The sequence below is a fragment of the Glutamicibacter sp. GQ173 genome, assembly GCF_059759215.1.
Map to the genome: position 1 here is coordinate 219966 of NZ_JCAXDT010000006.1, position 18157 is coordinate 238122.

Annotated in this window: 20 protein-coding genes; 16 read left to right on the forward strand and 4 right to left on the reverse strand. The window is 58.7% G+C overall.

Annotated features, from left to right (window positions below; translation table 11 throughout):
* Window positions 1–2 precede the first annotated feature (2 nt).
* On the forward strand, window positions 3–929 hold the full coding sequence (miaA, locus tag AC6CHO_RS11655; RefSeq protein WP_498215131.1) for a tRNA (adenosine(37)-N6)-dimethylallyltransferase MiaA: 927 nt from the start codon (window positions 3–5) through the stop codon (window positions 927–929).
* A gap of 8 nt (window positions 930–937) precedes the next feature.
* Window positions 938–1873, forward strand: a complete 936-nt coding sequence (gene dapF, locus AC6CHO_RS11660; RefSeq protein ID WP_444660375.1) for a diaminopimelate epimerase — start codon at window positions 938–940, stop codon at window positions 1871–1873.
* A 67-nt stretch (window positions 1874–1940) separates the two neighbouring features.
* Here the strand turns inward: dapF and AC6CHO_RS11665 are convergent, their stop codons facing one another.
* Window positions 1941–2546 carry a class I SAM-dependent methyltransferase gene (locus AC6CHO_RS11665; RefSeq protein WP_498215132.1) on the reverse strand — a complete coding sequence of 202 codons (606 nt, stop codon included), beginning with the start codon at window positions 2544–2546 and terminating at the stop codon, window positions 1941–1943.
* A gap of 420 nt (window positions 2547–2966) precedes the next feature.
* Here AC6CHO_RS11665 and hflX point away from each other — a divergent pair, with 420 nt between their 5' ends.
* The 3 genes from hflX to AC6CHO_RS11680 are packed head-to-tail and all read left to right on the forward strand — an operon-like array spanning window position 2967 to window position 7688.
* Entirely contained in the window at window positions 2967–4535 is a 1569-nt protein-coding gene (gene hflX, locus AC6CHO_RS11670) for a GTPase HflX (RefSeq protein WP_498215133.1), read from the forward strand.
* Window positions 4528–6525 carry an ATP-dependent DNA helicase gene (locus AC6CHO_RS11675; RefSeq protein ID WP_444660372.1) on the forward strand — a complete coding sequence of 666 codons (1998 nt, stop codon included), beginning with the start codon at window positions 4528–4530 and terminating at the stop codon, window positions 6523–6525. The genes hflX and AC6CHO_RS11675 overlap by 8 nt, the downstream gene beginning before the upstream one ends.
* A 53-nt stretch (window positions 6526–6578) precedes the next feature.
* Window positions 6579–7688, forward strand: coding sequence for a glycoside hydrolase family 76 protein (locus tag AC6CHO_RS11680; RefSeq protein ID WP_498215134.1), 1110 nt, complete (start codon window positions 6579–6581; stop codon window positions 7686–7688).
* 45 nt (window positions 7689–7733) lie between these two features.
* On the opposite strand, the gene lexA is transcribed toward AC6CHO_RS11680, so the two are convergent.
* Window positions 7734–8453, reverse strand: a complete 720-nt coding sequence (lexA, locus tag AC6CHO_RS11685) for a transcriptional repressor LexA (RefSeq protein WP_060701141.1) — start codon at window positions 8451–8453, stop codon at window positions 7734–7736.
* Between the two features lie 258 nt (window positions 8454–8711).
* On the opposite strand from lexA, the gene AC6CHO_RS11690 reads away from it, so the two are divergent.
* The 8 genes from AC6CHO_RS11690 (at window position 8712) to AC6CHO_RS11725 (ending at window position 14924) form a co-directional block, all read left to right on the forward strand.
* Window positions 8712–9065 carry a LysM peptidoglycan-binding domain-containing protein gene (locus AC6CHO_RS11690; RefSeq protein ID WP_498215135.1) on the forward strand — a complete coding sequence of 118 codons (354 nt, stop codon included), beginning with the start codon at window positions 8712–8714 and terminating at the stop codon, window positions 9063–9065.
* A gap of 81 nt (window positions 9066–9146) precedes the next feature.
* Window positions 9147–10253: a histidinol-phosphate transaminase gene (locus tag AC6CHO_RS11695; protein ID WP_444660369.1), complete on the forward strand. Its 1107-nt coding sequence runs from the start codon at window positions 9147–9149 to the stop codon at window positions 10251–10253.
* A 22-nt stretch (window positions 10254–10275) separates the two neighbouring features.
* Window positions 10276–10896: an imidazoleglycerol-phosphate dehydratase HisB gene (hisB, locus tag AC6CHO_RS11700; RefSeq protein ID WP_498215136.1), complete on the forward strand. Its 621-nt coding sequence runs from the start codon at window positions 10276–10278 to the stop codon at window positions 10894–10896.
* The gene (hisH, locus tag AC6CHO_RS11705) at window positions 10897–11532 is read left to right on the forward strand and encodes an imidazole glycerol phosphate synthase subunit HisH (protein WP_060701145.1); all 636 of its coding nucleotides are present in this window, start codon (window positions 10897–10899) and stop codon (window positions 11530–11532) included. It abuts the gene before it with no gap.
* 2 nt (window positions 11533–11534) lie between these two features.
* On the forward strand, window positions 11535–11684 hold the full coding sequence (locus AC6CHO_RS11710; RefSeq protein ID WP_171918751.1) for a CG2302 family histidine operon protein: 150 nt from the start codon (window positions 11535–11537) through the stop codon (window positions 11682–11684).
* Window positions 11685–11711: 27 nt separating this feature from the next.
* The gene (priA, locus tag AC6CHO_RS11715) at window positions 11712–12449 is read left to right on the forward strand and encodes a bifunctional 1-(5-phosphoribosyl)-5-((5-phosphoribosylamino)methylideneamino)imidazole-4-carboxamide isomerase/phosphoribosylanthranilate isomerase PriA (protein WP_498215137.1); all 738 of its coding nucleotides are present in this window, start codon (window positions 11712–11714) and stop codon (window positions 12447–12449) included.
* Window positions 12450–12667: 218 nt separating this feature from the next.
* Entirely contained in the window at window positions 12668–13549 is an 882-nt protein-coding gene (locus AC6CHO_RS11720) for an SseB family protein (protein ID WP_498215138.1), read from the forward strand.
* Window positions 13550–13586: 37 nt separating this feature from the next.
* Window positions 13587–14924 (forward strand): MFS transporter, encoded by a 1338-nt coding sequence (locus tag AC6CHO_RS11725; protein WP_498215139.1) that lies wholly within the window; start codon window positions 13587–13589, stop codon window positions 14922–14924.
* Here the strand turns inward: AC6CHO_RS11725 and AC6CHO_RS11730 are convergent.
* Window positions 14921–15472, reverse strand: coding sequence for a GNAT family N-acetyltransferase (locus tag AC6CHO_RS11730; RefSeq protein ID WP_498215140.1), 552 nt, complete (start codon window positions 15470–15472; stop codon window positions 14921–14923). The genes AC6CHO_RS11725 and AC6CHO_RS11730 overlap by 4 nt on opposite strands.
* Before the next feature lie 130 nt (window positions 15473–15602).
* Window positions 15603–15968, reverse strand: a complete 366-nt coding sequence (locus tag AC6CHO_RS11735; protein WP_060701150.1) for a DUF1844 domain-containing protein — start codon at window positions 15966–15968, stop codon at window positions 15603–15605.
* A gap of 328 nt (window positions 15969–16296) precedes the next feature.
* Here AC6CHO_RS11735 and infC point away from each other — a divergent pair, with 328 nt between their 5' ends.
* The 3 genes from infC (at window position 16297) to rplT (ending at window position 18066) form a co-directional block, all read left to right on the forward strand.
* Window positions 16297–16950, forward strand: coding sequence for a translation initiation factor IF-3 (gene infC / locus AC6CHO_RS11740; RefSeq protein ID WP_498215141.1), 654 nt, complete (start codon window positions 16297–16299; stop codon window positions 16948–16950).
* Between the two features lie 166 nt (window positions 16951–17116).
* A complete protein-coding gene (gene rpmI, locus AC6CHO_RS11745; RefSeq protein ID WP_060701152.1) occupies window positions 17117–17311 on the forward strand; it encodes a 50S ribosomal protein L35 in 195 nt (64 codons plus the stop codon).
* Between the two features lie 104 nt (window positions 17312–17415).
* A complete protein-coding gene (rplT, locus tag AC6CHO_RS11750) occupies window positions 17416–18066 on the forward strand; it encodes a 50S ribosomal protein L20, sunset domain variant (RefSeq protein ID WP_060701153.1) in 651 nt (216 codons plus the stop codon).
* The last annotated feature ends 91 nt before the right edge of the window (window positions 18067–18157 follow it).

Sequence of the window (18157 nt, forward strand, 5' to 3'; positions counted from 1 at the left end):
CGATGACGGATATTCATCTGCCGATCATCGCTATCGTCGGTCCTACCGGTACCGGCAAATCGGACTTGGCGATTTCACTGGCCCAGCAGCTGGGCGGGGAAATCGTTAATTCTGATGCCCTGCAGTTCTACAGGGGCATGGATATTGGGACCGCAAAGTTGCCGGTGTCTGATCGCGGGGGCATTGAACACCATCTGATGGACACGCTGTCGATCGCCGAAGAAGCCTCGGTTGCCACGTTCCAAGAAGAAGCACGCGAGCACTTCGCGCAAATTCGCGCGCGTGGCAAGGTGCCGATCATGGTCGGCGGATCAGGACTTTATGTCAGGGCAGCACTGGATGTCATTGATTTTCCGCCCACCGATCCAGGCGTCAGGAAGAAGCTGGAAGCAGAGGTCCAGAAAAAGGGCGACGGAGATCTTCGCCGCCGGCTAGCTGAAGTGGACCCCGTGTCCGCCGAGCGCAACCTGGATCTGCGGCGGGCTATCCGGGCCTTGGAAGTCCATGAAATTTCCGCGCGCCCGTTCAGCTCCTACATGCCGCAGCGCGAGTACATTGCTCCGGCTCTTCAGATCGGACTGAATTACGATCGTTCAGCGTTGCATGAAGCATTGGAAGCACGTGTGCACACAATGGATGCGATGGGATTGGCTGAAGAAGTTGCCGGTTTGCTGGAACTGGGACTGCGCGAAGGCAAAACAGCTTCTCGCGCGATCGGGTACCAGCAGTACACGGATTATCTTGACGGAAAAATCACCCGGGCCGAGGCCATAACCCAGACGGTGGTTGCCACCAGAAAATTTGCCCGACGCCAAATCACATGGTTCAACGCTGACCCGCGGGTCAAGTGGCTGGACCCCACCGAACCGGACCTCATTGGCAAAGCACTCGCCCTTATCGGCAAGCCATCCGAGGAACCAACACGCTAGGAGTATCGATGTACAGCACCGAACTAGGCCAACTGGCGGGGCAGCCTTTCGCCAAGGGCCATGCCACAGGAAACGACTTCGTCTTGATTGCGGATCCGGAAGCCGCGGTGGATCTGACCGCCGAACAGGTGGCGGCACTGTGCCATCGGCGCTTCGGCATCGGCGGCGACGGCTTGATTCGCGCGGTTCCCACATCCAAGGTGCCCGGGTACGAACAGCAGGTGGCCCAGAATCCAGGGGCCTACTGGTTCATGGACTACCGGAATGGCGATGGCTCCATCGCCGAAATGTGCGGCAACGGGGTGCGCGCCTTCGCCCACTTCCTGATCGCTGAAGGCCTGGTGGATCTTCCCGTAGGCCAGAGCATCCACATCGGCAGCCGCGCCGGCATCAAGATGATCACCCGGCTTGTTGAAGGCTACGCGGTGAATTTGGGTCCGTGGGGACTGATCTTCGAGGACCAGGCGGAAGCCGACTCCATAGATTCCATGGTCAAGCCACGCGGTTGGGAACAGGCGCTGCCAGCTTTGAGCATCACCATGGGCAACCCGCACACAGTGGTGGCCCTTCCCGATATCGACATGCTCGACAGCCTTGAGCTGTTCGTAGAACCAGAAGTCGCACCAAAGCCTGAAAACGGCACCAACGTCGAATTCGTGGTTCCCAACGAGCCGCTGATCGAAGAGGACGGAGTTGCCCAGGTGACGATGCGCGTTCATGAACGCGGAGTAGGGGAGACCCTTTCCTGTGGCACCGGCGCATGCGCTGCCGCCGCCGCGGTTCGATACTGGGCCCGAGGCACGGCGCTGATCAACCAGTGGGCCGTGTCGGTGCCAGGCGGCCTCGTAGGCGTTGAATTCCGTGCCAACGATGCCGGCGGCGAAGACACGATCCTTTCCGGCCCTGCAGAACTAGTTGCACGCGGAGTGATCGGCGCGAAGTAGCCGGTGAAGCAAAAATTGCAGGCATCTCGTCCTATGGACAGATGCCTGCAATTGCTGGAATGAGGTTCTAGGCCGGTCGCGAAACCTTCAGGACGCGGAAGGCCTTGGCCGTGGCCTCGCGAGTGATCGACCAGTCCTGGGGAAGCTGTTCGGCCAGCCATTTCTGCAAGGAATCGCTCCCCAGATTCTTCTGCACTACCAGCCAGGCGTCCCCGCCTGCTGCCAGGCGCGGCAGCCACAGCATCAGAAGTTCGTGCAGCGCTTCCTTGCCGATGCGGATGGGCGGATTGGACCAGATGGTATCGAACTGTAGACCGGGTTCAACGGAATCGGGGGTTCCGACTACCACGTTGCCCAACCCCAGGCGCTGGGCATTCAGCCCGGTCAATTCGATCGAGCGTTCATTGACGTCCACGCCGTGAACCGTGGATTCGGGGGACCTCTCTGCAGCGGTCAGGGTAATGGGTCCCCAGCCGCATCCGATGTCAAGCACACGCCCGCGTGGGGTGGGGACATGCTGCAACAACACTGCGGTGCCTTTATCCAAGCCTGAAGGCGAGAAGATTCCTGCGGCTGTCTGAACCTTGCGCACCGTGCCGTTAATTTCGACTTCAATGGTGCGTCGTTCATCGGCCGAGGCTGGGCTGGCGGTGAAGTAGTGATCCGAGGTCATAGGCAAAGTTTATCGTTGTGCTTCCCGTGGCCAAAGACCAGCGCATTCAACGTGAGCAAAGCGATATAGGCAGCTTGAACATTGACTGATAGAGTTTTCCCTATGACTTTCGTTTTCGTCTAATACGTAACCGCAGCGGTTACCTCGCGATCCTCCCCGGCGACGCGCCTATTTGGCGTGCCGGCATTGAAGGATTGGCAGACGGCGAAGTCTTTTTTGTTTTCCGCAAGTTGTGCATCACACACCTTGCCATTCGCCTTCGCACCTCGGTAACCCCGCATTCACCTGCTTGCCTATATTTTTTGAGCGCTGTCAAAAGGACCACGAATGTTTGATGAACCGACAGAACCCCAACGCGTCACGTCGCGAACTGGGGGTCAACCGCACTATTCTGGAATGCGAAGTACTTCTAAGGAGACCATGACTAACTCCGAGTCACACGAGCACGATTCGGCATCAATGGATGATGCCCAGATCCAGGCCGCTATCGACCGGATCCTCGAAGCCGATGAAGCCCAAAGCCCACAGGTCCAGCATTTCGGAGAAGAAGATACCTCAATCTTCTCCGGGCAGGCCACTGCGCTCAACCGCTTCTCGACCGGCTTTACCCAATACGACGGGGACCAGGACGATCTCGCGGAGCGTCGCGCCCTGCGTCGCGTCGCGGGCCTGTCCACCGAACTCGAAGACGTTACCGAGGTCGAGTACCGCCAGCTGCGCCTGGAGCGCGTTGTGCTGGCTGGTATTTGGAGCGAGGGCACCGTCACCGACGCCGAAAACTCCCTGCGCGAACTGGCCGCCTTGGCTGAGACCGCAGGTTCCGAAGTTCTCGACGGCGTGGTGCAGCGCCGCAGCAAGCCGGACCCTTCGACATTCCTGGGGTCGGGCAAGGCCGAGGAACTGCGCGGCATCGTTGCCTCCACCGGCGCGGATACCGTGGTGGTTGATGCTGAGCTGGCTCCGTCCCAGCGCCGCGCCCTCGAGGACATTGTGAAGGTCAAGGTTATTGACCGCACAAGCCTGATCCTTGATATCTTTGCCCAGCATGCGAAGTCCCGGGAAGGCAAGGCACAGGTTGAACTGGCTCAGCTCGAGTACCTGCTGCCACGTCTTCGCGGCTGGGGCGAATCGATGTCCCGCCAGGCTGGTGGCCGTGTAGGCGCCGCTGGTGGCGGCATTGGCTCGCGCGGCCCGGGTGAAACCAAGATCGAAATGGACCGTCGCCGAATTCGCGACCGCATGGCCAAGCTGCGTCGCGAGATCAAGGCCATGAAGCCTGCTCGTGAGGCCAAGCGCGCCAACCGCAAGCGCAATGAAGTGCCTGCGGTGGCCATCGCCGGATACACCAACGCCGGAAAATCATCATTGCTCAACCGTCTGACCAACGCCGGTGTCCTGGTGGAGAACGCGCTGTTCGCCACCTTGGATCCAACCGTGCGCCAGTCGGCGACTGAAGACGGGCTGACCTATACGTTGGCCGATACAGTTGGATTCGTGTCGAACCTTCCAACCCAGTTGGTGGAAGCCTTCCGCTCAACTCTGGAAGAAATTGCCGATTCTGATCTAATCCTGCACGTCGTGGATGCTTCGCACCCTGACCCGGAGGGGCAGATTCAGGCCGTTCGTACCGTGCTTGGCGAAGTTGACGCGTTGAATATCCCGGAAATCATCGTCCTGAATAAGGCTGACGTCGCGGATCCATTTGTCATTGAACGAATCCGCAACCGTGAATCCAATACCTCCGTGGTTTCGGCTCACACCGGTGAGGGCATCGACGAGCTGCTGGAAAAGATCAGCTCGTCGATTCCGCGCCCAGGCATTCAGCTTGAAGTTCTCATCCCGTACAACCGCGGGGATTTGATTGCAAAGCTGCATCAGAGCGAATCTGAAATCCTGGAAAGCGAACACCTGGACAACGGCACGCGATTGATCGTCAAGGTGCGCGATTCCCTGGCGGCAGAGTTGGAGACTTTCAACATTCATGGATAAGCAAGAGCAGGCCCTTGAGCTTCTTGAGGCCGCGGTAACTTCCATGGGTGGCGCCATGCGTACAGGCCAGCAGGAAATGGTCAAGCACGTGGTGGCTGCCTTGGAAGACGAAGAACATTTGCTGGTTCAAGCTGGCACCGGAACGGGAAAGTCCATGGGCTATCTCATTCCGGCGCTGGCCCATGCGCAAACTAGTGCCAAGCCAGTGATTGTTTCAACCGCTACACTCGCGTTGCAGTCGCAAATTGTCGGTCGCGACGTGCCGAGATTACTTGAGTCACTCAAGGGCAAGCTCTCCCGTCCCATGGATGTGGCTCTGCTCAAAGGCCGCTCCAACTACCTGTGCCAATACAAGCTCGGTGGCGGATACCCCGATGACGAAGGCACGCTGTTCTCGATGGATGAACCGGCAGTACCCGCCGGAACTACCTATTCACCGCTTGCCAGTGAAGTGATGAAACTTCGCGATTGGGCAGAGCGCACCGACACCGGCGACCGAGATGAATTGGTGCCCGGCGTCAGCGACAAGGCCTGGAAGCAGGTTTCGGTTTCGGCGATGGAATGCCTGGGTTCTCAAAAGTGCCCGATGGCCGATGAATGCTTCTCGGAAATGGCACGCGCCCGCGCAGCCGAATCTGACGTGGTGATCACCAATCACGCCTTGCTGGCGGTGTCTGCGTTTGAAGGCCTGTCGGTCTTGCCGGATTTCGATGTGGCCATCATCGATGAGGCCCACGAACTGCAGGACCGCGTGACCAGCTCGGTGTCTGGCGCGCTGTCGGCTCGAACGGTGATGACTGCTGCTGGTGGCGCCAAGCGCCACTGCGGCGTGAACGTCGATGAAATGGTCAAAGCGGCCAACCGACTGGAGAAGTCCCTGACCGGGATCCCCACCGGTCTGCTGGAGCAAGGCTTGCGCGAAGACATGGGCATTGCACTCAATGACATTGTTGAGCAGGCTCGCCTCGCATTGGCGCTGTCCAAGCCAGAGGCGAACGCGCCCGCCGATGGCGGACGACAGACTGCACGATCCCAGCTGCAGGCTGTTATGGATGACTCTCTGCGGATGCTCGAATCTGAAGAGCGCCGCGAAGTTCTCTACACAACGCGCCCACGGGAATTCGTAGAAGGCCGAGGCTACGTCGAGGCCGAAGAATCCCAACCGGCAACGCTCAATGTCGCACCGCTGTCGGTGGCAGGAAAACTGCGCGAAGGCCTATTTGATGGCCGCACCGTCGTACTCACCAGTGCAACGTTGGCTATCGGTTCGCAATTTGATGCCGTGGCCGGTTCACTGGGCTTGATGGGGAACGGAGCCCCGACATGGACTGGCGTCGATGTGGGAAGCCCTTTTGATTATCCAAAACAAGGCATCCTGTACGTAGCCAGGCATTTGCCAAAACCTGGCCGTCAACTTGCCGCTGAGACCCTGGACGAGATTGAAGATCTCATCAAGGCATCCGGCGGTGGCGCACTGGCGCTGTTCACTTCGAAGCGTTCGGCGGAAGAAGCCGCCAGCATCTTGCGCGAGCGGCTGGACGTGGACATCTTGTGCCAGGGCGAGGCCAGCATGAAATCCCTGGTTGAACAGTTCGCAGAGGAACGCGACACTTGCCTCTTTGGCACGATGACGCTGTGGCAGGGAGTTGACGTCCCGGGGGATTCCTGCCGTCTGGTCATCATCGACAAGATTCCATTCCCACGCCCCGACGACCCGATTTCGAAGGCCCGGACCGAAGACGTCGCCAAGCACGGTGGCAATGGCTTTATGCAGGTTTCGGCTACTCATGCCGCCATCCGCTTGGCGCAGGGCGCAGGACGCCTGATCCGATCGGTCAACGACCGGGGCGTTGTTGCCATATTGGACTCGCGCATGGCCACGGCGCGCTATGGAAGCTTCCTGAAGGCTACCCTGCCACCGATGTGGCCCACAGTAGACAAGAAGGTTATTTCTGGAGTTCTGGAACGCCTCAAGCCTGCTGAAAAGTAACTTCCGGTGCTTGAAATCAATGACCCGGTGACTCGGGCTCGTTGAATGCACTAATGTCTGTGCCACAGGGAAGGCAAATTCCGGAAGGCAAGATGAAATCCATGAGGGAACTGGCGCGTGAAGCAGCCGAAGATACGCATGCGCGTTTTGGCCATCGGCTCCTTCGCCTGCCAGGCACGTGGATTGGCCGGCCCTATAGCCTTCAGCACCGGATGCATGACGGAAGCATGCTCAGCAATATGAATGGATTTTCTCATCCGTTTGCTGAGTGGAACTATTGGTGGCAGGCCCACTATCTGGATGCGATCCTTGACGACGGGCTGGGCTATTGGGAAGCTGGCGATCGTGATGCAGCCCGGCGCGAACTTCACCGTGCCAAAGACCTGCTGGCAGGAATCCGCATACGCAATTTCGGAGTCTTCCCGAACTACTTCTTTGACGATATGGCATGGCTGGCGCTGGCAAGCCAGAGGTTGCTGGCCTTTTCCCGGAAGCTGGAAGGGCACAGCCACCTCGGTGCAAAACGAGCAATAACGACTTTGCGCAAGCAATTGGAAAGCGGCATCGACGAAGTCCTCGATGGCGGTTTGTACTGGTCGAGGAAACGCGATTTCAAGAATGCCCCTGCCAACGCTCCTGCCGCACTCTTTTTCGCACGCATCGGTGATCGCGAACAAGCCAGGAAGCTGCTTGACTGGATGCATTCCAACATCTTCAGCGACCAGCACGGTTTATATTTTGATGGGCTCAGACTCACTTCAACAGGCCAAAAACTGGAAGATCACCTCTATACCTATAACCAGGGTCCGGTGCTCGGCGCGCTGCTGGAATTAGGTACCGCGGCTGATTTGGAGCATGCTGCTGCACTTGTTCATGCCACACGCCGGCATCTGGCCGATGAGGCTGGATCCCTGGTGCTTGATGGAGGAGGCGATGGCAACCTATTTGCCGGGATTCTCTGCCGATACCTGGCCCTCTGCGCAAACGATGATCGCATGGATCTGGACGTTCGGGGCATCGCACGCGATTTGGTGACGTCGACAGCTAGCCGATTGGTCAACGAAGAACCACGACGGCTCTCAGCGGCAGTTCAGCGTTGGATGATCTTCAGCGCAGCACAACGCTGCGAATCGAAACCGAAATCGCAGGGAGTAATGGACTGAGGGGTGTTGATGCTTGCGCACCAACACCCCTCATGCCTGATGCGATTAGAGCGAACGCATCACAGAAACAACACGGCCCATGATCTTGGCCGCGTCGCCCAAGATCGGTTCGTAGCGTGAGTTCTGGGGCAGTAGCCATGTATGCCCATCGCGCTGCCGGAAGGTTTTGACAGTGGCTTCTTCGTCCAGCAATGCAGCGACGATATCGCCGTTTTCAGCATTCTGCTGACGGCGGACGACTACCCAGTCACCATCGCAGATAGCGGCATCAACCATGGAATCGCCAGAGACTTTGAGCATGAACAATTCGCCGTGTCCGACCAGCTGGCGAGGCAACGAGAAAACATCTTCGACAGACTGATCAGCAAGGATCGGCCCACCAGCAGCGATCCGGCCGACCAATGGAACCATGGTGGTATCGGCTGACGTGCTGAGCTCGATGACCATCGCGTCTTCGGCAGCCTTGCTCTCTGCAGCCTCCGACGCCGTTGAGTTCTCAGCATCGTCCGCCAACTGCAGTGGCAACAAAATCTCCATGGCGCGTGGACGGCGTGGATCTCGACGAATGTACCCGAGCTTTTCTAGCTGGCTCAATTGGTGGGTGACGCTCGAAAGGCTCTTGAGTCCTACCGAGTCGCCAATCTCACGCATGGATGGTGGATAGCCGTTCTTGCCGATGGCACGCTGGATCGTTTCCAGGATCTTCTTTTGGCGAATCGTCAACGAGCGTGCATTCGATCGGGGAGTGCGTTGTGAAGCTGACATGAGATTTTGCCTTCCCTAGCTATCTGTCGAAAGTTCAGCAGTCCAAACTGTCGGAGCCAGATGGTGTGATGTTTTCATTGCTCGTCTACTTCGAAATCTTAGTGGATAAGCGAGCTTCTTTCAAAGATTTGTTCGAAAACTTCTGGACAAGTCGGACGAAGCTCTGTTAGAACAGATGTACTAGTTTCGATCAAGTCTTCGAAATCTACGTATCGAATATAACTTCGCATCGCTACACAATCTTGAGGAGATAAGGTCATGGCAACCCTCGCACTTGACTCAAATCAAACCCAGAGTCCATTGAAGATCCGGATCAACCGCCGCGGCTGGGCTGTTTTGGTGGGCATTCCAGTTTTTGCGCTAACCGTAGCTGCAGCGTTCTTCTTCTCGATGTTCGCTTCTGATGCAAAGGCATCATCTGAACTCCCAATGGGAGTCGAAACTGTGGACGTCACCGTTATCCCGGGCGATACCGTGTGGAGCTTGGCCAAGGAATACGCCCAGGGCTACGACGTCACTTCTGCTGTCAGCCACATTTCGGAACTCAACTCCCTCCAGGGAAGCGAGATCCACGTTGGCGACTCGCTGTCGATCCCGGTGCTCGCTGGTTAGAGCATCGATCGAGGCAGGGGATTGTTACCTTGGCTCGTAGCGGATTCACCCGCCAAGCCGGTACACACGTAGACTTATTGCGTGAATGACCGCAGTGAACTTTTGAGTCAGCTGCCCTTGCGTGAGAATCTCCGCGGGCTATCCCCATATGGCGCACCACAAATCGACGTGCCCATTCAGCTGAATGTCAACGAGAACACTCATCCGCTTCCGCCAACCGTCGTGGATGCCATTGCGCAAGAGGTCGCAAAAGCAGCAACCAGCCTCAACAGATACCCGGATCGTGAATTCACCGAACTCCGTGAACTGCTGGCTAACTATCTCGGCCATTCCCTGACCGCAGGGAACATCTGGGCGGCAAACGGCTCGAACGAAATCCTCCAGCAAATCCTGCAAGCATTCGGCGGGCCAGGACGAAGCGTCATGAGTTTCGGGCCAACATACTCGATGTACCCCCTCCTCGCTAGCGGGACCGATACAACATATATCGCCGGTACGCGCGCCGAGGATTTCACTCTCTCCGCAGAATCCGCGGCAGAACAAGTTCTCAGGCACCAACCGAACATTGTCTTCCTGTGCTCTCCCAACAACCCCACGGGCACGGCGCTTGGCCTGGACGTGATCACAGCCGTATATGACGCAATGAGCGAGCACAATGGCATGGTCATTGTTGACGAAGCCTACGCCGAGTTTTCCTTGTCCAGCACCAAATCGGCGCTCACCTTGCTTGAAGGCCGCCAGCGGCTCATCGTCACGCGCACCATGTCAAAGGCCTTTGGCCTTGCCGGCGCCCGCGTCGGGTACCTCGCAGCGGCGCCTGAAGTCACCGATGCCATTCGCTTGGTGCGGCTGCCGTACCACCTCTCGGCCGTCACGCAAGCAACTGCCGTAGCGGCGCTGAAGAATATCGATTTGTTGTTGGCCCAGGTGGAAGACATCAAAACGCAACGAGATCGAATTGTTGCGCGCTTGAAAGAGCTTGGGCTTAAGCCTTCCGTCTCCGACTCCAACTTCGTCTTTTTCGGCGGGCTGGAGAACCCCCACGCGGTGTGGGAAGGATTGTTGGAAGCAGGCATTATCGTCCGCGACAATGGGATCCCGGGCACTCTGCGAGTAACCGCCGGAACCGAATCAGAAACTACTGCGTTCTTGGACCGTCTATCCGAGCTGCTCGGCGCGGAAAAGTAATCAAGAACAAGCGAAGGAAGACATGGCTGCCGAATTGATTGGCGCACGTCGCGCCCGCATGGAACGCGTCACCAGCGAATCGTCCGTATTCGTAGAACTAGATCTCGATGGAACTGGTGTGTCGGAGATCAGCACGTCCGTGCCGTTCTACGACCACATGCTCACCGCGCTGTCCAAGCACTCGCTCATTGACTTGACCGTTCGGGCAACGGGCGATACCCACATCGACGTGCACCATACCGTGGAGGACACCGCCATCACCATCGGCGAAGTGCTGCGCGTTGCCCTGGGCAACAAGGCCGGCATCCGGCGCTTCGGCACCGCATATGCTCCATTGGATGAAGCACTTTCGCGTTCAGTGGTGGATGTATCCGGACGCCCCTACCTCGTCCACTCCGGCGAGCCGGCGGGGCAGGAATACCACCTCATCGGTGGGCACTTCACCGGTTCCATGACCCGCCACGTCTTTGAAGCCATCACCTTCCATGCCCAGATTTGTGCACATGTCGAGGTGCTCTCGGGCCGCGATCCACACCATATTGTTGAAGCCCAGTTCAAGTCCTTTGCACGAGCTCTGCGCGAAGCCGTTGAATTCGACGAACGCATGGGTGACAAGATTCCATCCACGAAGGGTGCACTTTAAGTGGAAAAGAAGAATGTAGTTGTTCTCGACTACGGTTCGGGCAACGTCCGTTCGGCTGTCCGGGCGCTGGAAGCCGCGGGTGCTCACGTGGAGCTGACCGCAGATCCCGAAAAGGTCATGAGCGCTGACGGGCTGGTTGTTCCTGGCGTTGGCGCCTACGCGTCCGTGATGGAACAGCTGACGAATATTGGAGCCCTGCGCTGGATCGGCCGCCGCATCGCCGGAGGACAACCCGTATTGGGGATTTGCGTCGGCCACCAGGTCTTCTTCGAGGAAGGTGTTGAGCACGGAGTCCAAACTGCCGGTATCGGCGAATGGCCCGGCACTGTCGAACGGCTTAAATCCGATGTCATTCCGCACATGGGCTGGAATACCGTGCAGCCACCAGCTAGCACCAAGCTCTTTGCCGGCGTCGAGAACGAGCGTTTTTACTTCGTGCACTCATACGCAGTACAGAAGTGGGAATTCGACGTTACGCAACCTGCAATGACTCCGCCTCAAGTTACCTGGAGCACGCACGGAACCCCATTTGTGGCCGCAGTGGAGAACGGCCCACTGTCGGCAGTGCAATTCCACCCGGAAAAGTCAGGCGAAGCCGGCGCACAGCTGTTGCGCAACTGGTTGGGCACCCTGTAGGCATGTGGACCATCGTGCTTGGGTTCGTTGGCGCATTCCTGGCTGGCGGAGCGATCTCCCTCAAAAGCCAGAAGGCCCATATCTCTTGGGTCATCGCGCTATGGGCTCTCGCAGCAATGAGCATAATTGCCGCGTGGGTACTGGCTCTCTAAAAAATTCATTTCTTTACAAAGGACATTATGAGCGAGCAACCAATACTCGAACTCTTGCCTGCCGTAGACATCGCCGGAGGCCAGGCTGTGCGTCTGGTCCAGGGCGAAGCCGGTTCCGAGACGGGCTACGGCGATCCACTGGAAGCTGCCCTTTCCTGGCAGAACGCAGGCGCTGAATGGCTGCACCTGGTTGATTTGGATGCTGCTTTTGACCGCGGCAGCAACGTGGAGATCGTCCAGCGCATCGCCAAGGAACTGAACATCAAAGTTGAGCTCTCTGGTGGCATTCGTGACGATGCGTCCCTGGACCGCGCCTTGGAATTTGGCGCGACCCGCGTCAACTTGGGAACCGCTGCGCTAGAGAATCCTGAATGGACCAAGCAGGCCATCGCCCGTCATGGCGACAAGATCGCAGTGGGCATGGACGTTCGAGGCACCACATTGTCGGGCCACGGCTGGACCAAAGATGGAGGGGACTTGTGGGAGGTCCTGGCGCGCTTGGAAGATGCAGGATGCGCCCGTTACGTCGTCACCGACGTGACCAAGGACGGCACCCTTCGCGGACCGAACGTCGAGCTGTTGCGTCAAATTGCCGCAAAAACCAATAAGCCTGTCGTAGCGTCGGGCGGCATCTCGTCGCTCGAAGACCTGCGTGTGCTTCGCGAGCTAGTTCCAGAAGGCATCGAGGGCGCCATCATGGGCAAGGCCCTGTACTCCGGACAGTTCACTTTGCAGGAGGCCCTGGACGTAGCAGGACGCCGTTAAGTCCGTTCGCTCCACCACAATGACGGTTTGAAGGCCACTGGGCATTCAAGCCGTCATTTGTTTTCTGACGCGGACAGCGCACGATGAAACCAGAGGGCATTCGCCAGCTGCTGATTTTCGCAAAAAATCTTGAATTACCCATCAGTGGTGTTCAAGCTCATGGGAGAAGATTCCGTCCCTTCTTTCAACTGAAGCAAATCCACCGATAGCATGGAGCTATGAGCACGGAGCATTCTGAATCAGCGCCTCAACGCCACCTGCCTGGACATATCGTCGCGGCCTTGGCCCAGGCCGGTTCACCCGCCGACTCTGCGGGGCAGGATTGGGAAGGGCGCGACCTCAGCGGCGAGGGCAACCCCCTGCATAATTTCGACAAGGATGACGGCAGCGCCGACTCCCAAACCATGGAGGCGCTGACGCAGCTGCGCGACGGCAAAGGCTCCGAGGCCGAAGTCCACAAGGCCTTGGCCACCGCACGGGTGTTCGTGGCGGTCGTCGCCCAGCTCGGCGAAGAAGCCATGACCGAGCACGGTTTCGCTTCGGACAAGGAAGCCGACATGGCGCTGGTGAAGATCAATGCTCCGGACGGTCGAATGGCCCTGCCTGTCTTCAGCACCGTCGAACGACTGCAAGCCTGGCACAAGGAGGCCCGGCCGGTGGCAGTGTTTGCCCCGCGCGCGGCACTCTCGGCGGTCAGCGAGGAATGCCAGCTGCTGGTCCTTGATCCGGGCAACGACTTCACTTTCGTCCTGCGCCGACCGGGGGTCTGGAACCTCGCCAAGCAGATCGACTGGACTCCGAGCTATCAGAATCAGCAGATCGCCAACCTCGTGCAGGACGCCACCGAAGGCTTCAGCCAATTGCAGGCCGTGAAGCTGGCTCCAGGCAGGGGAGTAGGCTCAAGAACCAGGGACGGCCAGATGGTTCCTGGCGGCGGATCCGGACCAGAACTCAATTTGCAGTTCGTTTTCGCACCGGAAACAAGCCGGGAGAAGGCGCAGGAAATCACCGGCGCCATCCAGGGGCGCTTGGCCCAGAACACTGAATTCACTGAAGCGGTGGATTCCCTAGAACTCAGTTTGCATAGCGCGCCAAGCTAGACTCGGCGGGCTCCTAGAAGTAAGGAACACCTCGGGCATGAAAAGCTATTGGCAGATTCTGCGCCAGCCGCAGATCTCGATGCTCCTGCTGATTGGCATGATTGCCCGACTTCCTCACTCTGCACTGAGCATGCTCTTGCTCCTGCATCTGGTCAACAACCTTGAACAGAGCTGGGTCTCGGCCGGCTTGGTCACTGCTTTGATGACCCTGGGTATCGCCATCGGCGCGCCCTGGCGCGGATCACGCGTCGACTCGTGGGGATTGCGCCGGGCCATGCTGCCCTCGATCATCGTCGAAACCCTGGTTTGGTGCACCGTCCCACACGTGCCGCTGGTCTGGGTTTACCCCTTGGCCTTCGTCGGCGGTTTATTCGCCCTGCCAGTATTCTCCGTGGTGCGTACGGCCTTGGGCATCATGACCACCGGCGAGCAGCGGCGAACCGCATTTGCCTTGGACGCGACAGCCACCGAATTGGTGTTCATCGTCGGGCCGGCAACTGCCGGCATTGTTGCCACCCAGATCAGCAGCGTGATCGGTCTAAGCGTCATTGGACTGACCGCCTCCCTGGCCGGACTGGCGCTGATGTTCCTCAACCCGCCAACTCGCAGCGATGACCCCAAGGCCATCGCCATGCAGCCCAATGCCCATGAAGAGCGGCTGGGTGCCGAGGCCAGCTTCATTGCCGCAGCCCCAATGGGCGTGCAGGAGGTTGAAGGCGAACTGATCGTTGCTGGCTGGAAGTCGGCGCGGGCGAGGATCAAGAAGCGCGGCCGGGCCTTCAAGAGCCGCTTCAGCTGGATCAGTGCTTCGGTGCTGGCGGTTTTCATCGCCTCCGCCGGAGCGGGGATGCTGCTCACCGGCACCGAAGTGGCCATCGTGGCCGAGCTCGATGCCGCCATGCAAAGCCACCGTCTCGGATTGGTGTTCTTCTTCTGGTGCGGTGCTTCGCTGATTGGCGGCCTGGTCTACGGCTCCATGAAGCGCGTGGTTTCGCCCCTGCTGCTGCTGTTGTTCATGGCGATTTTGACGATCCCGATGTACTTCGCGTGGGACACCTGGTCCTTGGCCCTCTTCTCCGCCTTACCCGGTTTCCTCTGTGCGCCGACCCTCTCGGCCGCCTCGGAATGGCTCACCGATTTGGTGGCCGAAAAGCGCCGTGGCGAAGCCATGGGCTGGTACGGTTCCGCGATGACTGCTGGCACCGCATTGGGTTCACCGGTCACCGGGCTCTTCGTGGACAGCGTTGGCCCGGCTTATGCCTTTGTCGGCATTGGCATCATGGCCACCATCGTGGTCTTGGCCGCCCTGGTTGCCCAGCAGGTTCGCCGTCGGGTGCGCCGGGCTCGCCGGCAGCGCTGGGAAACTACGGCCTAGCCCTGCGCCCTCTCGGCGATGCGCGAGTACATATACAGGTCCTTGGGCTCATTGCCGATCAGCTCCCAGCCGCGCAACAACCCTTCGCGCTGGAACCCGCTGCGCTCGGCCGCACGCCAGGAGCCTTCGTTCCACGGCTCGACGTAGAGCTCGACACGATGGATGCCCGGATAGTCCAGGGCCCAATCAGCGAGGGTGTTCAGCGCGCAGGCGGCAATGCCTTGACGGCGATGTTCGGGTCCCACCCAGTAGCCGATGCTTGCCCGTCCGTGGCGGGCGTCGCGGAACCACAGGCCAATCTGCCCGACAGCCCGGTGGGTTGTCGAATCCGCGATGGCGAATGAGTATCCGGTTCCATCCGTGGTTCTGCTCCATTGGCGATAGATGAATTCCAGGCATTGTTGATGATCGCCCTGTAGCGGCACGGTGGTGATCTTTGTGATGTAGGGGTCCGTCGAAGCCTGCTTGATGAGCGGGATGTCCTGAAGCGAAAACGGGCGCAGATAATAGGGCGTTGCGTCCAAGACGGGCTGTTCGATCAGTTCCATTGGAACAACACTAGCCCGAAGCGGCCGGTTCGCTGCGCAAAAGGGATCTTGTGATGCAGACAACGATGGGCTCGGCTTCCGAAGAAGCCGAGCCCATGATGTTAATCTCTTAAAAAACTAGGATGATTGCTTAGTTGACAGCGCCGGTGAACTTTTCGCCGGGGCCCTTGCCTGGAGCATCCGGGATCAGCGAAGCCTCGCGGAACGCCAGCTGCAAGCTGCGCAGGCCATCGCGCAACGGAGCTGCGTGCTGCGAACCGATCTCAGGTGCGCCCGCGGTGACTAGGCCTGCAAGAGCGGTGATCAGCTTTCGAGCTTCATCCAGATCCTTCAGCTCAACGGCGTCTTCGCCCTCGGCCAGGCCGCATTTAACGGCGGCCGCGCTCATGAGGTGAACCGCCGCGGTGGTGATGATTTCTACAGCCGGTACTTCGGCGATATCGCGCACCTGCTGATCGACGAGGTGCTGATGCGAGTTGGTGTCTTCGGTACTCATACTGCTAAGCTTGTCACAGACCGACTCGATGCCGGTACTTCTCATGTTCTCCAGTTAGCCCTGGATGCCAGATTCGTACTAGTATTGAGCCATGCAAGTGGAGGCCATCTCCCACCCGCTGTCGCCGTTTCCAGGCTTCCGGGTATTTCGGCAGGATCGCATTCGTGCAATCCCCAGATGCAGGCGCAATCATGTGCGCCACTCATCATGTCGTTCTCTTTTGGCCTTCGCCTGCAATCGCAGACGGGGGCCTTCTTCGTTTGTGGTTATGGATTACGAATTTCAGGAGTGACACATCAGCGATCCACGCATTAATGAGCGCATTCGCGTGCCAGAGGTACGTCTCGTCGGCCCCAATGGTGAGCAGGTAGGCATCGTCCGCATCGAGGACGCGCTTCGTTTGGCTCATGAGTCCGATCTGGACTTGGTCGAGGTGGCACCCAACGCCAAGCCTCCAGTGTGCAAACTGATGGACTTCGGCAAGTACAAGTACGAAGCCGCTGTTAAGGCTCGTGAAGCTCGTAAGAACCAGACCAACACGGTCTTGAAGGAAGTTCGCTTCCGCCTGAAGATTGATACTCACGACTACGAGACCAAGGTTGGGCACGCGTTGCGCTTCCTGGGCGCTGGCGACAAGGTGAAAGCCATGATCCAGTTCCGCGGTCGTGAACAGCAGCGTCCAGAGATGGGTATCCGCTTGCTGGAAAAGTTTGCAGCAGACGTCGCCGAGGTTGGAATCATTGAGTCCAGCCCGCGCATCGATGGCCGAAACATGGTCATGGTTGTTGGTCCGCTGAAGAACAAGGCAGAGGCTCGCCGCGAACAGCAGCAGCAGAAGTCCGGTGGCCGTAATGCGGCCAAGCGCAAGATCCGCACCGACGCTCCAGCTGAAACCGAGGGCCAGAACGTTGCAGCAGCTATGGATGACGAAGCCCGCGCCAAGTTGGAGCAGGCCCGCCGAGCAGCTGAAGGCGACGCCTAGCCAAGCCTGTTGGGCTTTCGAGCCCGTCACCGTTTACGGTGAAGGATCTTCCCCCGGGAAGGTCCAACTACAAGAGAACAACAGCGGTCACCTTATACGGGGCCCGCTTCGGATGATCCCCATTCGGTAATTTTGCCGTGTGGAGCACGTTAGGAGAACGGCAGCTATGCCGAAGTTCAAGACTCACAGTGGCGCCAAGAAGCGCTTCAAGCTGACCGGTAGCGGTAAGCTCGTTCGTCAGCAGGCCAACCGTCGCCACTACCTGGAGCACAAGTCCTCGCGCATTACCCGTCGCCTGGCTTCTGACCAGATCGTCGCTAAGGCCGATGTAAAGACCATCAAGCGGATGCTGGGCCTCTAAGCTCTCCCTTTCGCAATTCGGGGAAGCAATACCCCACCACCCATAGATTTCTCCCAACCCGCAAAATCGCGGGCACTGGGGAACTGACTTGAAGGAGTACACACGTGGCACGTGTGAAGCGGGCTGTAAACGCCCACAAGAAGCGTCGCGTCGTTCTGGAACGCGCAAAGGGTTACCGCGGTCAGCGTTCGCGCCTGTACCGTAAGGCCAAGGAGCAGCTGCTCCACTCGTTCGTTTACAGCTTCAACGACCGCCGTAAGCGCAAGGGCGACTTCCGCCGCCTGTGGATCCAGCGCATCAACGCTGCATCCCGCGCCAACGGCATGACCTACAACCGCTTGATCCAGGGCCTGAAGGCTGCTGAGATCGAGGTTGACCGCCGCATGCTGGCCGAACTGGCCGTATCGGACTCCAACGCATTCGCAACCCTGGTTAAGGTTGCAAAGGAAGCTCTTCCAGCTGACGTCAACGCTCCACGCGCTGCCGCAGAGGTTGCTGCTCCAAAGGCTGCCAAGGCTCCTAAGGCTGCCGCTGCCAAGTCCGTCGAGGGCGAGGGCGTAATCAAGGCTGTTGAAGGCGAAGACGCTCCTGAGGGCTTCGTTATCAAGGGCAACGCCGGCTCGAACAAGTACCACGTTCCAGGCTCGACCTGGTACGAGCAGACCGAAGCTGAATTCTGGTTCAACTCGGTTGAAGCTGCCAAGGCTGCAGGCTTCGAACCAGCTGGTGGAGAATCCCGCCAGCAGATGAAGTAAATCTTTTCTCCCTTTGAGCTAGTGCTCAGGTAGGACAGATCACACCGATGGGTGGGTTCCGCGCATGACGCGGAACCCGCCCATTAGTGTT